We start from the raw sequence: 13,722 nt of genomic DNA on the forward strand, positions 1-13,722 counted from the left end.
CAGCGTGGATACGTTACCACTACTGTCCACAGATGATTTTTAGCAGGTTTTAAAAACTCGAGAAATATCATAAAAAAATAGCCTGGCAGGTGCAAAGCGCATCGTCAGGCCTGTGGTTTTTCGGTTATAATGCCGCACGAAACTAACCAGTGAGACTGTTATGCTGACCATCGTTCAAGAAGCGTTAACCTTCGATGATGTCTTATTACTCCCTGCTTATTCAAATGTCCTTCCAAAAGATGTCTCCTTAAAGACACGTTTGACCCGCGAAATTGAGCTCAATATTCCGCTGGTTTCTGCTGCCATGGATACTGTTACCGAATCCCGCATGGCCATTGCCATTGCGCAGGAAGGTGGTATTGGTATTTTGCACAAGAATATGGATATTGCCGCACAGGCCGCCGAAGTTCGCCGCGTGAAAAAATATGAAGCCGGCATGGTGAAAGACCCGATTACCGTATCACCAGATACCACCGTGGGTGAGCTGATTGCCCTGACCCATGCGCACAAGATTAGTGGTGTACCAGTGGTGGTGGGCAACAAGGTGGTAGGTATTGTCACCGGACGGGATACCCGCTTTGAAACCAACCTGAACCAGCCGGTGAGCAATATCATGACCCCGCAGGATCAGCTGGTCACGGTGCGTGAAGGCGAATCCAACGAAACCATCAAGGCCCTGCTGCAACAGCACCGCATTGAAAAAGTGCTGGTCATTGCCGATGACTTTGTTTTAAAAGGCCTGATTACGGTCAATGATTTCCGTAAGGCTGAGCTGTATCCCAATGCCTGCAAGGACAGTCAGGGTCGCTTGCGGGTGGGTGCAGCGGTGGGTACAGGGGCTGATACTCCATCCCGCGTGGAAGCACTGGTAGAGGCGGGCGCTGATGTGATTGTGGTGGATACCGCACATGGTCATTCGCATGGCGTGATTGAGCGCGTACGCTGGGTGAAACAGAATTTCCCGCATATTCAGGTCATTGGCGGTAACATTGCGACGGGTGATGCAGCACTGGCCTTGCTGGATGCGGGTGCTGATGCGGTCAAGGTCGGGATTGGCCCTGGTTCCATTTGTACCACGCGCATTGTAGCGGGTATTGGTGTACCGCAAATTTCAGCCATTGACAGTGTGGCGCGTGCCTTAAATGAACAAATTCCGTTAATTGCTGATGGTGGTATCCGTTATTCCGGCGATGTGGCCAAAGCCATTGCTGCTGGTGCCAGTGCCATCATGATTGGTTCACTGCTGGCCGGTACCGAAGAAGCACCGGGTGAAGTGGAACTGTTTCAGGGCCGTTACTACAAGGCGTACCGTGGCATGGGTTCACTGGGCGCCATGGCAGGGGCGACCGGCTCATCTGACCGTTACTTCCAGGATGCCAAAGAAGGTGTAGAGAAGCTGGTGCCAGAAGGCATTGAAGGCCGCGTACCGTATAAAGGCCCCATGAGCGGCATTGTGCACCAGCTAATGGGTGGCTTGCGGTCTTCCATGGGCTATACCGGTTCCAAGGATATTCCCACCATGCGCAGCGAACCGAAATTTGTCAAAATTACCGCTGCGGGCATGAAAGAATCGCACGTGCATGATGTCACCATTACCAAGGAAGCACCAAACTATCGCGTTGGTTAAGTCAATGCGGGTTTGACCCCAGCCTATTACAGGCTTTCCTTTAAAAGAACCGTCAAAGCTTTGGCGGTTTTTTTGTTTTACTCAACTTAATTTTTACAAAAACTTAAAATTTTTAAGTAAACTTTGTTTTAACCTATATGGTTCTGTACTGCGCTTAAACAATCTTAGAGAGAAAAAAGATGAGCCACTTTGGCACCGATGGAATTCGTGGAAAATTTGGCGAAGACCCGATTACCCCGGAATTTGCATTAAAACTGGGCTTTGCCGCAGGCCGCGTGTTTGCCAGTCAGGCTAGAAAGGGTCAGGCCAAAGTGATGATGGGCAAGGATACCCGCTTGTCCGGTTATGTGCTGGAAGCCGCTTTGCAGGCTGGCTTGAATGCCGCTGGCGTAGATGTACTGCTGCTTGGCCCGCTGCCGACCCCTGCCATTGCCCATTTGACCCGGGCATTTCATGCCAATGCCGGCATTGTGATTTCAGCCTCGCATAATCCCTATTTTGACAATGGCATCAAGTTTTTTTCCAGTGAAGGTAAAAAGCTGCCAGATGAGCTGCAAAATGCCATTAGCGCACAACTTGAACAGCCCATTGAAATTACCGCGCCGGACCGTCTGGGCAAAAGCTATCGCATCAAGGACTCCAACGGGCGCTATATTGAATTCTGCAAGTCCAGCTTTCCGTATCATTTAAATCTGACCGGCTTAAAAATTGTCATTGACTGTGCCAATGGCGCTGGTTATATGGTTGGGCCAGCCATTTTGCGTGAACTGGGTGCCACCGTGATTGCACTGCACAGCCAGCCGGATGGCCTGAATATCAATGCCGACTGTGGTTCTACTCATCCCGAAAGCCTGCAAAAAGCCGTGCTGGATTATCAGGCGGATGTGGGTATTGCGCTCGATGGTGATGCTGACCGCATTATTATGGTTGACCAGCACGGCAAGCTGGTGGATGGCGATGCCATTTTGTACATTCTGGCCACGCAGGCTGGCTGCCCGATTGAAGGCGTGGTGGGCACCTTAATGAGCAATATGGGATTAGAGTTAGCGCTTAAAGCCCGTAATATTGACTTTAAGCGGGCCAAGGTGGGTGATCGCTACGTGATGGCTGATCTGGAAACCTCAGGCTGGCAAATTGGTGGTGAGCCTTCCGGCCATATTTTGTGTCTGGATAAAAGCACCACAGGCGATGCGCTGATTTGTGGCTTGCAGGTTCTGGCGCAAATGGTGGCACAGCAAAAAGCCCTGCATGAACTGACCACAGGCTTAAGTATTTTGCCGCAGGCGCTGGTTAATGTGCGTCTGGCACAAATGATTGACCCGTATGCTGACCCGGCACTGAGTCAGGCCTTTGATGAGGCAGAAGCCAAACTGGCTGGACGTGGTCGATTGCTCATCCGTAAATCCGGTACTGAGCCAGTGATCCGGGTGATGGTCGAAGGGGAAACCCAGGAACAGGTTGACCAGTTGGCCAATGAACTGGCCGACCTGATTCGTAGCCGTGGTGCTGCTGCATAGCTTGTCCAGGTTGCGTAATTTGCACGACCTGTAAAGTTAGTGAAATATGGCAAAACACAGGGTCATTTCTGGTTCAGTCAAGGTGAAAACGCAATGAGTGTGAAGGACTTAAGCGAATTACGGCAAAACTATGGCAAAGGCAGTTTGCAGGTGCATGATTTGTCCGCTGATCCTTTAACCCAGTTTTTAAAATGGCTGGATCAGGCATTGCAGGCACAGGTTGCCGAGCCGTATGCCATGACACTGGCCACTGCGGATGGTGATGGCCGTCCGCATGCCCGTACTGTGCTGTTGCGTGGCGCTGACCCAACCGGTTTTTATTTTTATAGTAATTATGACAGCCAGAAGGGACTGGATCTGGCTGCCAATCCGTATGCCGAGCTACTGTTTTTTTGGCCTGCGCTGGAACAGCAGGTGCGCATTCACGGGCCGGTAGAACGCATTAGTAAGCAGGAATCTACTGAGTATTATCATAAGCGCCCGCGTGACAGCCAGATTGCGGCGCATGTCAGCACCCCGCAAAGTGGCATTATTGAAAGCCGTGAGTTGCTGGAACAGCGCTTTGCTGATTTAAACCAGCAACTTGAGCATGCTACAGCCATTGACAAGCCTGAATTCTGGGGTGGTTACTGCTTAAAGCCTGCCTATTATGAATTCTGGCAGGGCCGGCCCAATCGTTTGCATGACCGCTTAAAGTATATTCCAGATACTTTAAGCGACACAGGCTGGCGTATTGAGCGCTTAATGCCTTGAGCGAGGATAAGTAAAGCATTGCTTTACCCGAGCGCATGAGGAACACTGTTCCGCAAGGAAGCTATGCTTGGAGCATGAGGATAAGTAAAGCACTCCGTTACACTGGGTCTTGCAGCATACTATGCTTCATTTACCCAAGCGTATGTGAGAAATACTGTGTCGTAACTGCTTTAAGCACGAACACCGCTCAAGCCTGTCCTGTTTCTTTCTTTTAAATAGCCATTTTTCTTGTAGTTCATTTTTCCGGTTTCCTGTTTGTTATGTCCTCATACCAGCTAATTGCACGACCCTGTCCGCCTGTTGCCGAGCAACTGGGTGAGCATGTTTCACCCTTGTTGGCCCGATTGTATGCCGCACGCGGGGTGGATTCAGCAGAGCAATTGAGTCTTAAACTGAATCGGCTGATTCCGGCGCAACAGCTTAAAGGGCTGGCGTGTGCGGTTAATTTGCTGGATCAGGCTATTGACCAGCAAACCCGGATTTTGATTGTTGGCGATTTTGATGCTGATGGGGCGACCAGTACGGCACTGATGATGCTGGCACTGGGTCAAATGGGTGCCTGTGTTGATTATCTGGTGCCAGACCGCTTTAAATATGGCTATGGCCTCACCCCGGAAATTGTGGCGCTGGCAATTGATGACTACCAGCCGCAACTCATTGTCACGGTGGATAATGGCATATCCAGCCATAGTGGTGTTGAGGCCGCGCATGCCGCTGGCATCCGGGTGATTATTACCGACCATCACCTGACCACAAAAGCACCACCGGAATGTGCTGCTGTGGTGAATCCCAACCAGCCGGATTGCAGTTTTGGCAGTAAGGCACTGGCTGGCGTTGGGGTAGCCTTTTATGTACTGGCTGCTCTGGCCACCCAGCGCAAGCAGCAGGGCAAGGCTAGTGCCACTCTAACCCAGTATCTGGATATTGTGGCTATTGGTACGGTAGCTGATGTAGCGCAGCTGGATTATAACAACCGCATTCTGGTGGCTGCTGGTGTTGAGCGTATCCGGCAGGGTGTATGCCGCCCCGGAGTGCTGGCCTTGCTGGAAATTGCCGGCCGCGACCTCTACAAAATTACGCCACAGGATCTGGGTTTTGTCATCGGCCCGCGTATTAATGCCGCTGGACGCATGGAAAATATGCGCATTGGGATTGATTGCCTGCTGGCCAGTAGTTTTGAAGAAGCGTGGCCACTGGCCCAAAAGCTGGATGAGCTCAACCGCGAGCGCCGTCGGGTAGAAGCCCAGATGAAGCAGGAAGCACTGGACTTGCTGGCGCATTCTGCCTATAGCAACCTGACCGATATTCCACCGGCTATTGTGCTGTTTGAACCCAGCTGGCATCAGGGTGTAATTGGTATTGTGGCTGGGCGCTTAAAAGAGCAATTCCATCGTCCTACCATTGTGTTTGCACCCAGTGAAGATGGGCAGTTTATTAAGGGATCAGCGCGATCCATTGCTGGCGTGCATATCCGTGATGCCATTGAGCGGGTGGCCGAGCAGCATCCCGAGCTGGTAAGCCATTTTGGCGGGCATGCCATGGCCGCAGGTTTAACCCTGCCACGACAACAGTTTGAAGCCTTTACAGCGGTTTTTCAGCACATTATTGCTGCACATGACCAAAGCCTGTTTGACGCCAAGTTGCTGACTGATGGTGAGCTGGCACCGCAGGAATTTAGTCTGGATACAGCACGCGACCTTGCCAGCGCCGGGCCATGGGGACAGGGTTTTCCTGCCCCGGTATTTGAAGGCTTGTTTAAAGTGCTGGAGTATCGCTGGTTACAGGATAAGCACCTTAAGTTGTTGTTGCAGCATCCTGACCATAAGCAGCGTATAGATGCAATTTATTTTAATGCGATACGGCAGCACTGGCCTGACACGATGCTCAGGATCCGGCTAGCCTATCAACTGGATATTAATGAATATCAGGGCAGGCAGCGGCTGCAACTGCTGGTACAGCATGCTGAAATAGTGGTTTAAAAGTCACGGTTTAAAGCAAGCAATAAAAAAAACCGCTAGCGGGGCTAACGGTTTTTATCAACAGTTTTTGGCTTAAGTGGCTTAGAGCTTAGAAACGGAAAGTACCGTTAATGCCAAAAGAATCGGCACCATCAGTGGTGCTATAGCCAATGCCTACCGCCGCAACAGGTGTAATAAATTTCTGGGCACGAACGCCAAAAATTGAATCACTGTCATCTTCTGTTGAGTCAGCAAAAGATGCACCGATGCTCAGCGTTGGATCAAGATATAAATCACCAGCCAGACGATAAGCAGTTTCATCACCAATTAAAAACTGGCTTTCCAGATTGATATTGTTGTTACCTACAGCAGTAACATACTTGGCACGTAAGGTAGCCGCTGTGTCTTCTCCGCTAACGCCAGCAGCACCCCAGCCATACACAAAACCATTTTTCATTACTTGAAGCGGATTAACGCTTTCGCTCATATCGGTTGCACCGACTGCCAGCAACAAGCCGGTCATTGGCAAATAACCTACTTCTACAGCATAGCCTGTTCCATCATCATCTTCACTGGCGCTAAAGCCAGCAGCAGAAGCTTTGGTCGTGGTTTGAGTCTGGTTCACTGCCGCACTCACATAAAATTGTGAGTTTGGAACATAAAATTCACCAGCAAGCCCCAGTACATCAAGGTCTAATTTGCTTTTAACATTTACACCTAAAATATTTTCTTCTTCTTCAAGACTCGCATTGACATAGCCTAAGCTGATGTTGCTGGCTTTATTTAAGAAAGCCGCTTCTGCCAGAGGGGTATTGCCTACGTTAACCGGATTAATATAGTAAGTTCCAGCAATACCAAAAGTATTAACATCACTTTCATCCAGATCGATATTTTCATAGGATGCGTTGACTTCGGTTTGATAAGCATTTGCAGCAGTCATAGACGCCAGTAAAGCAGTCGCTAAAAATAATTTTTTCATCATTGTTTTTCCCAAAAATTATAACAAATAATTTGTTACATGTTTGCAATAATACAGTGCAATTATTTTTTGTCAAACTGAGGCTAATTAAAACATGCTATTGCGTGGGCTTGAGATCATGCATGCATTAATAATAATTTTATGTATTCTGGGAATCTGGTTAAAAAGCAAGCCATAAAAAAGCCGCTAATCGCTGGAATAACGGCTTTTTAAAAAGACTAAGACTTAGAAGCGGTAAGTACCACGAAGACCTACAGTATTAGTGTCATCACCAAAGCCTAACTCACCTTGGATACTGGTTTGCTGGTTAATGAATTTACGGGCACGTACACTAAATACATCGTAATCACCAGCGCCCAAGTCAGTGTTTTCATACTGACCGCCAATGCTAAAGGTATTGTCGACATAATAATCAGCCGCTACGTTGTAGTGATCATAGTCACCAAATACACCACCAGCTTCAAAGTTCCAGTCGTGCTGACCAACACGGGTTACATACTTGGCACGGATGGATGGGTCTGTATTGCTGTCGTCATTATATTCTGTACCTACCAGACCAGCTGCGATCAGGAAGTTTGGTGCAGGGAAATAACCGATTTCAGCGCCGTACTGATTGGCGTGGTCGTCATCAAATTCAATACGTGACAGGTTACCTGACACATAAAAATCGGTATTTGGTACGTAGTATTCGCCATTAATGCCGTATTGAGTAGTTTCGTCATCGGCATCATCAGTAGCAATATTGACACCCACATTGCTGGCACGGTTCATAAATGCTGCTTCAGCCAGTGGTGCATTGTTGTCAGTCACTGGATTGAAGTAATAGGTAGCATCTACGCCAAATGCATTAGTGCTATCGCTGTTATCATTGTCAAAATAAGTGTAATCCGCACCTACTTCAGTTTGGTAGGCATTTGCCGCAGACATAGTGGCCAGTAGGGCGGCAGCCAGTGCTAATTTTTTCATGATCTTTCTCCAACATTAAATGAAATTATTTGTTACACATTTGCTATCTTACAGCGCGCAAGAAATTAGTCAAACTTGAAACTGTTAAGTGCAATTTACATAATTTTTATTAGGTATTTCAATGGATTAATATTTTAATTTATAAACTTATGCACTGATATGACACATATTTTGTAAAGATTTCAGGTTTTTTGCCCTAACTTGTAACACTTCTGCAACCAATCCCCGCAATCTTAACCAAGCCCATACCTAAAAATATGAAGACTTAAAAAGCACTATGTAGTTTGCATGCATAAACGGAATCCTCTTTTAGGTTTTTTAAATAAAAGCAGTGCTGTTGAGCAATAAACCAGACGTGCTAAAATTCAGATTCTTTAATGATTGTTTTGAGATGCATTGTGGAAATTAATCCGTATCTGGTTCGTTTAAAGGACTTGCGTGAGCGTGGTCAAACGCTTAGGGGGTATCTTTGACTACGACCACAAAAAAGAGCGTCTGGAAGAAGTCCTGCGCGAATTAGAAGACCCTGCCATCTGGAATGACCAGAGCCGTGCGCAGGCGATGGCCAAGGAAAAGGGCGAACTTGAAAATATTGTGGGTGTACTGGATGATTTAAGCCAGCAACTGGAAGATGCACAGGCCATGCTGGATCTGGCAGTCGAAGCCGATGAGATCAGTCTGCTGGATGATGTGGACAGTGAGCTTAAAACTGCCGATGAAGCGGTGGGCAAACTGGAATTCCGTCGCATGTTTAGCAACCAGATGGACCCGAATAATTGCTTTTTGGATATTCAGGCCGGTTCTGGTGGCACTGAAGCGCAGGACTGGGCATCCATGTTACTGCGCATGTACCTGCGCTGGATTGAGCGTCATGGCTTTAAGGCCGAAGTCATGGAAGAATCCGACGGCGACGTGGCCGGGATTAAAAGCGCTACCATTCGGGTCGAGGGCGAATATGCCTTTGGCTGGCTCAGAACCGAAACTGGCGTGCATCGTCTGGTGCGCAAGTCGCCATTTGACAGCGGTAACCGTCGCCATACTTCGTTTTCGGCGGTGTTTGTGTCACCAGAAGTGGATGACAATATTGAAATTGATATTAATCCGGCTGATGTACGCACCGATACCTATCGTGCATCTGGTGCAGGTGGCCAGCACATTAACAAGACCGACTCAGCGGTGCGCCTGACGCACGTTCCCACTGGTACTGTGGTGGCGTGCCAGAATGAGCGCAGCCAGCATGCCAACCGTGACCGGGCCTGGAAACTGTTGCGTGCCAAGCTGTATGAGCTGGAAATCCAGAAGCGTAATGAAGCCCAGCAGGCACTGGAAGCCACCAAGTCGGATATTGGCTGGGGCAGCCAGATTCGTTCCTACGTGCTGGACGATTCACGCGTGAAAGACTTGCGCACCGGTGTGGAAAATTCCAATACGGGTGCGGTGCTGGATGGTGATCTGGATCGGTTTATTGAAGCCAGCCTGAAAATGGGGCTTTGATTCAGCTTAAGCTTTTAGGCTGTGGCGTGAGAAAAAGGGCTGTAACAGCCCTTTTTATATTTGAAAAATAAATTTTACGATTCTTATATCTAAAAAAAACGATATTAATATCGACAAATATAAATATATGAACTATAAATAAAGTCTCTTATGTGTTGGATGTTCTGTGATCGCCCGTTCCTGGCGTACAATGGCAACAGTTTTTGCATCATTAAGGTGATTAAGTAATGGATACTGAGGTGATTTTAAAAGCCCTCGCCAATCCGGTACGGCGTAATATCTTGCAGTGGCTTAAAACACCACAGCAGTATTTTCCCCAGCAGTATCATTCCTTTGAGGCTGGCGTGTGTGCTGGTCAGATTGACCAGAAAGTGGGCCTGTCACAATCGACCGTGTCCAATCATTTGGCAATTTTGCAAAAAGCTGGCCTGATCCGTTGCCAGAAAGTGGGGCAGTGGAGCTTCTATGAACGCGATGAGCAGACCATTCAACAATTTCTTTTAGCCTTGCAACACGATTTATAGCATGTGCAGGTACAGCAACAGTAGCCAGTATTGCTGTTGTTGAGTTGCCAGAACCAGTTGCTTAAGCGTGAGTTGCTCAGGAGATTGTGATGTCAGTTTTATTTCAGCCCTTAACCGTAGGTGCCCTTGAATTACCCAATCGTCTGGTTATGGCACCCCTTACCCGTTCGCGGGCAGGTGAGTCACGCATTCCGAATGAACTCATGCAGGAATATTACGTGCAACGGGCCAGTGCTGGCCTGATTATTACCGAAGCCACAGCAATTACCCCCTCGGCGGTGGGTTATGCCAATACACCGGGCATCTGGTCGGATGAGCAAGTGGCAGGCTGGAAAAAAATTACCGATGCCGTGCGTGCTGCGGGTGGCCGTATGGTTATGCAATTGTGGCATGTGGGCCGTATTTCTGACCCGATTTTTTTAAATGGTGAATTGCCAGTTGCGCCCAGTGCCATTCAGCCCGCAGGTCATGTCAGTCTGGTACGCCCCAAAAAAGAATATGTGACGCCACGTGCACTCACCACGGCTGAGGTAAAACAGATTGTGCAGGATTACCGTCAGGCCGCAATCAATGCCAAGGCGGCTGGTTTTGATGGGGTAGAGCTGCATGCTGCCAATGGCTACCTGATAGACCAGTTTTTGCAAACCAAAACCAACCAGCGTAATGATGAATATGGTGGCAGTCTGGAAAACCGTGCGCGTTTGCTGCTGGAAGTCACTGACCAGCTTATTGACGTATGGGGCGCAGATCGTGTGGGCGTGCATCTGGCACCGCGCCGTGATGCGCATGACATGGGTGACGATAATCCGCCACAAACTTTTGGCTATGTGGCAGAACAACTGGGCCAGCGCAAGATTGCCTTTATTTGTGCGCGTGAATATGTGGCCGATGATAGTCTGGCTGGTTTAATTAAGCAGAAATTTGGTGGTGTATTTATTGCCAATGAAAAGCTGGAGCGTGAACAGGCTGAGCGATTGATTGAGCTGGGTGAAGCGGATGCCGTGGCGTTTGGCCAGTTGTATATTGCCAATCCGGATTTGCTGGAACGCTTTAAGCAGCAGGCTGAGCTCAATACCCCAAACCCTGCCACGTATTATGCTGAAGGCGCAACAGGTTATACCGATTATCCGTTTTTAGGTGAGTCTGTATAGCTGAATAAGTTGGCTTAAAAACTTTATTCATCCTATTGAATAGTAGGATGAATCTTTAATTCCTTTAAAAAAAGACAAATCCTCAATTCCATTCATGCATAAGCCCCTGAATCAGGGGGCTTTTAATAGGGCAATATACGCAAAACAGCCAGCCTGTTAATGGATAAGTTTTGGTTTATGCCGCCAAGCAGGCTACACTCTAGCCCATTCTTTTTATGTTAGCTGTTTGCTGCCAATCGTGTGTTTGACACGAGCAGGCAACTTTTTAATCATGCCAAAACCTGTGCAACAACCGCCTTTCTGGTATCAAGTCCTGCTGGCACTTATTTTGCCGCTATATCGCCTGCGCGTGTGGCAGCGTTCACGTACGCAAGCCGATTATCAGAATGAAGTGATTGAGCGTTTTCAGATTGCAAAAACAGTAAAAAATACACGAGCCATCTGGATTCATGCTGTGTCGGTGGGCGAAACCAACGCTGCCCAGCCAGTGATTGAACATTTTTTAAAACAGGGCCAACCCGTATTGGTGACCAATACCACCCGCACTGGACAAGCGCGCGCTAAAGCATTGTTTGACCAAAACTATCCTGAATTGTTTGAAGCGGTTTTTTTACCAGTAGATACAGTCGGGCTGATGCAGCAATTCTTGCAGCGTTACCAACCACGATTATTTATTTTAATAGAAACTGAACTGTGGCCGAATGCACTGGCACAAACCCGACAGGCAGGCATTCCCAGTATTTTACTGAATGCGCGCCTGTCAGCCCGTTCTGCCAAAGGCTATGGCAAGTTTGGCCGCTTAACCCACCCTATGCTGGCGCAGTTAAGCTGTATTGCCGCGCAGGATCAAGCCACTGCACAGCGTTTTATTGAATTGGGCGCTGATGCAAAAAAAGTAGTGGTCACGGGCAGTGTGAAGTTTGATATTCAGCCACCTAACCATTTGTTAGAGCACGCTGAACAGTTGAAACAACAATGGCAACTGGGCAATCGTCCAGTGCTAATTGCAGCCAGTACCCATGAGCCGGAAGAAGCCCAGATTCTGGCGCAGTTTCCCAAGGTTTTGGCGCAGTTTCCCAGCGCTGTTTTGATTATGGTGCCGCGTCATCCCGAACGATTTGAGCGAGTGGCGCAACTGATTCAACAAAACGGATTTGGGTTATTCCAGCGTAGCCAACAGCAGGAAATTCAAGCGGAAACACAAGTCTATCTGGCTGACAGCATGGGTGAGTTGTGGCTGTGGTATGCGCTGGCCAGCATGGCCTTTGTCGGGGGATCGTTTAGTGCAACGGGTGGCCATAATCCGCTGGAACCCGTGCGGCTGGGTGTGCCCGTGGTGATGGGGCCGCATATTTTTAATTTTAAGGTGATTGTAGAGCAACTGATGCAGGCTTATGCCTTAACGCAAGTGGATAATGCTGAGGCACTAGCTCAGGTGTGGCTAAACTGGTTACAACAGCCGGAGCAGGCGAGACAGGCCGGTTTGGCAGGCTTGCAGGTGATGCAGGCCAATCAGGGTGCGCTGGATCGGCAGCTTGGTTTGGTGAAAAAATTATTAAATGAATAACGCTGGAAGATAAAAATGAAAAAATATTTATGGGCAACTGTTTTAGGCTTTTGTTCAATAGCTACTTTGGGTGCAGCAAATTTTTTTGATGTAAACGTGTCACCTTATACAATTGAATGCTTTGATAAGGATGAAATTAACTCCCAGGAAAAAGCTATTATTGAGAAAGCCAGTTTAAATATTCTCAGTATGATTAAAAACCAACAAGCTAACCAGCTTTGGGAAATAAGTCATCCAGAACTTAAACGTCAACTAACCTCAGCACAAATTGCACAGGGTATTACCCAGTTTCTATTAGGTGATACAACCAGTGCCACTATATCGGATGAACGATTAATCAAGATTCAAGGATCAGAAAAAACGCCTGTTAATGTGTTTTGTGGTTCGGTGAAACCCAATGATCCATCACATTTAAGCGTTCAAGCTTTGGTAGGTAATACCAATATTGCCATTGTTCAAATTGAACTTCCTAAAAAGCCATTTAATCAGTTGGTAAGTTTGCAATTGGCGAAGCATAAAGGAGAGTATCGCCTAGTCTATATGGATTTAAACTCATATCAGTATAATGAAAAAGATTCATTTTATTATAAAGACTTAGCTAAAAAATATCTTGATGAGAAAAAACATGTTGAGGCTTTTATTTATAATCAGGTTGCTTTATTGCTGAGTAATAAAGGTAGTTTCTTACAAAGCGCTCTAAATATGCAGTTAAGCGCAGATCTGCAAAAACTACAAAATAACAAGATATTAAAACATGCCCTTGGATCATGGCAAATAAACAAAAACCAATACCGGATCATATCGCTGGGTTTAATCACCACGCAATCAGATATGAATATTCATATCAAATACGTGGCTACACAAGGTTTGCAGCCAGAGCAGGTTCAACAGGATGCTGAACATTTGATGGGCTACCTTAAACAGACTTACCCGGCTTTAAATCAGGAGTTTCATGGTGTGGTGTTTGAAGCCTATGAAAAAATGCCCGTTGATAAAACCAAGATATATCCTTTTTATAGGGTGCCTATGATCTTTTAATAATAATTTCATACATTTGCATGCGTCATGCTATAAATATTTATGTATTAGACTGTGCTGAGCCAGCCAGTTCAGAATGAATGAAAATAACAAATTTTTGTCTGCTTTGAATTAATCAAGAGTAGACTCAATGCTGTTTTTAAATCTA

The 13,722-nt window shown here is 47.3% G+C and carries 11 protein-coding genes; 9 read left to right on the forward strand and 2 right to left on the reverse strand.

All coding sequences use genetic code 11. The features are described 5' to 3' along the window. Nucleotides 1-160: 160 nt before the first annotated feature. From guaB to recJ, 4 genes are all read left to right on the forward strand, one after another. Nucleotides 161-1,627 (forward strand): IMP dehydrogenase, encoded by a 1,467-nt coding sequence (guaB, locus tag BKE30_RS07795; protein WP_076878045.1) that lies wholly within the window; start codon nt 161-163, stop codon nt 1,625-1,627. 179 nt (nt 1,628-1,806) lie between these two features. Then, on the forward strand, nt 1,807-3,144 hold the full coding sequence (gene glmM, locus BKE30_RS07800; RefSeq protein ID WP_076878046.1) for a phosphoglucosamine mutase: 1,338 nt from the start codon (nt 1,807-1,809) through the stop codon (nt 3,142-3,144). Nucleotides 3,145-3,237: 93 nt separating this feature from the next. Beyond that, nucleotides 3,238-3,897, forward strand: coding sequence for a pyridoxamine 5'-phosphate oxidase (pdxH, locus tag BKE30_RS07805; protein ID WP_076878047.1), 660 nt, complete (start codon nt 3,238-3,240; stop codon nt 3,895-3,897). A 260-nt stretch (nt 3,898-4,157) separates the two neighbouring features. Further along, nucleotides 4,158-5,876, forward strand: coding sequence for a single-stranded-DNA-specific exonuclease RecJ (recJ, locus tag BKE30_RS07810; RefSeq protein ID WP_076878048.1), 1,719 nt, complete (start codon nt 4,158-4,160; stop codon nt 5,874-5,876). A gap of 88 nt (nt 5,877-5,964) precedes the next feature. Here the strand turns inward: recJ and BKE30_RS07815 are convergent, their stop codons facing one another. Next, complete coding sequence (locus BKE30_RS07815) at nt 5,965-6,834, reverse strand: putative porin (RefSeq protein ID WP_198938056.1); 870 nt, start codon at nt 6,832-6,834, stop codon at nt 5,965-5,967. Nucleotides 6,835-7,059: 225 nt separating this feature from the next. Beyond that, nucleotides 7,060-7,800, reverse strand: a complete 741-nt coding sequence (locus BKE30_RS07820; RefSeq protein ID WP_076878050.1) for a putative porin — start codon at nt 7,798-7,800, stop codon at nt 7,060-7,062. Nucleotides 7,801-8,198: 398 nt separating this feature from the next. Between BKE30_RS07820 and prfB the strand changes: the two genes are divergently transcribed. From prfB to BKE30_RS07845, 5 genes are all read left to right on the forward strand, one after another. After that, nucleotides 8,199-9,294, forward strand: a protein-coding gene (gene prfB, locus BKE30_RS07825) for a peptide chain release factor 2 (RefSeq protein ID WP_198938057.1) whose coding sequence is annotated in 2 segments (ribosomal slippage) — nt 8,199-8,270 and nt 8,272-9,294 — 1,095 coding nt in all. Because the reading frame shifts where the segments join, the coding sequence is not laid out codon by codon here. Nucleotides 9,295-9,521: 227 nt separating this feature from the next. Continuing rightward, the gene (locus BKE30_RS07830) at nt 9,522-9,818 is read left to right on the forward strand and encodes an ArsR/SmtB family transcription factor (RefSeq protein WP_076878051.1); all 297 of its coding nucleotides are present in this window, start codon (nt 9,522-9,524) and stop codon (nt 9,816-9,818) included. An 89-nt stretch (nt 9,819-9,907) separates the two neighbouring features. After that, nucleotides 9,908-10,969 (forward strand): alkene reductase, encoded by a 1,062-nt coding sequence (locus BKE30_RS07835; protein ID WP_076878052.1) that lies wholly within the window; start codon nt 9,908-9,910, stop codon nt 10,967-10,969. Between the two features lie 271 nt (nt 10,970-11,240). After that, entirely contained in the window at nt 11,241-12,536 is a 1,296-nt protein-coding gene (gene waaA, locus BKE30_RS07840) for a lipid IV(A) 3-deoxy-D-manno-octulosonic acid transferase (protein ID WP_076878053.1), read from the forward strand. A gap of 15 nt (nt 12,537-12,551) precedes the next feature. Continuing rightward, a complete protein-coding gene (locus BKE30_RS07845; protein WP_076878054.1) occupies nt 12,552-13,574 on the forward strand; it encodes a hypothetical protein in 1,023 nt (340 codons plus the stop codon). Nucleotides 13,575-13,722: the final 148 nt, after the last annotated feature.

Source organism: Alkanindiges hydrocarboniclasticus (assembly GCF_001982605.1).
Lineage (GTDB): Bacteria > Pseudomonadota > Gammaproteobacteria > Pseudomonadales > Moraxellaceae > Alkanindiges > Alkanindiges hydrocarboniclasticus.

Coding starts and splice junctions, on each gene's coding strand:
- BKE30_RS07835 (WP_076878052.1), top strand. CDS start 9,908: ATGTCAGTTTTATTTCAGCCCTTAACCGTAGGTGCCCTTGAATTACCC.
- BKE30_RS07815 (WP_198938056.1), bottom strand. CDS start 6,834: ATGAAAAAATTATTTTTAGCGACTGCTTTACTGGCGTCTATGACTGCT.
- glmM (WP_076878046.1), top strand. CDS start 1,807: ATGAGCCACTTTGGCACCGATGGAATTCGTGGAAAATTTGGCGAAGAC.
- BKE30_RS07820 (WP_076878050.1), bottom strand. CDS start 7,800: ATGAAAAAATTAGCACTGGCTGCCGCCCTACTGGCCACTATGTCTGCG.
- pdxH (WP_076878047.1), top strand. CDS start 3,238: ATGAGTGTGAAGGACTTAAGCGAATTACGGCAAAACTATGGCAAAGGC.
- recJ (WP_076878048.1), top strand. CDS start 4,158: ATGTCCTCATACCAGCTAATTGCACGACCCTGTCCGCCTGTTGCCGAG.
- waaA (WP_076878053.1), top strand. CDS start 11,241: ATGCCAAAACCTGTGCAACAACCGCCTTTCTGGTATCAAGTCCTGCTG.
- BKE30_RS07845 (WP_076878054.1), top strand. CDS start 12,552: ATGAAAAAATATTTATGGGCAACTGTTTTAGGCTTTTGTTCAATAGCT.
- BKE30_RS07830 (WP_076878051.1), top strand. CDS start 9,522: ATGGATACTGAGGTGATTTTAAAAGCCCTCGCCAATCCGGTACGGCGT.
- guaB (WP_076878045.1), top strand. CDS start 161: ATGCTGACCATCGTTCAAGAAGCGTTAACCTTCGATGATGTCTTATTA.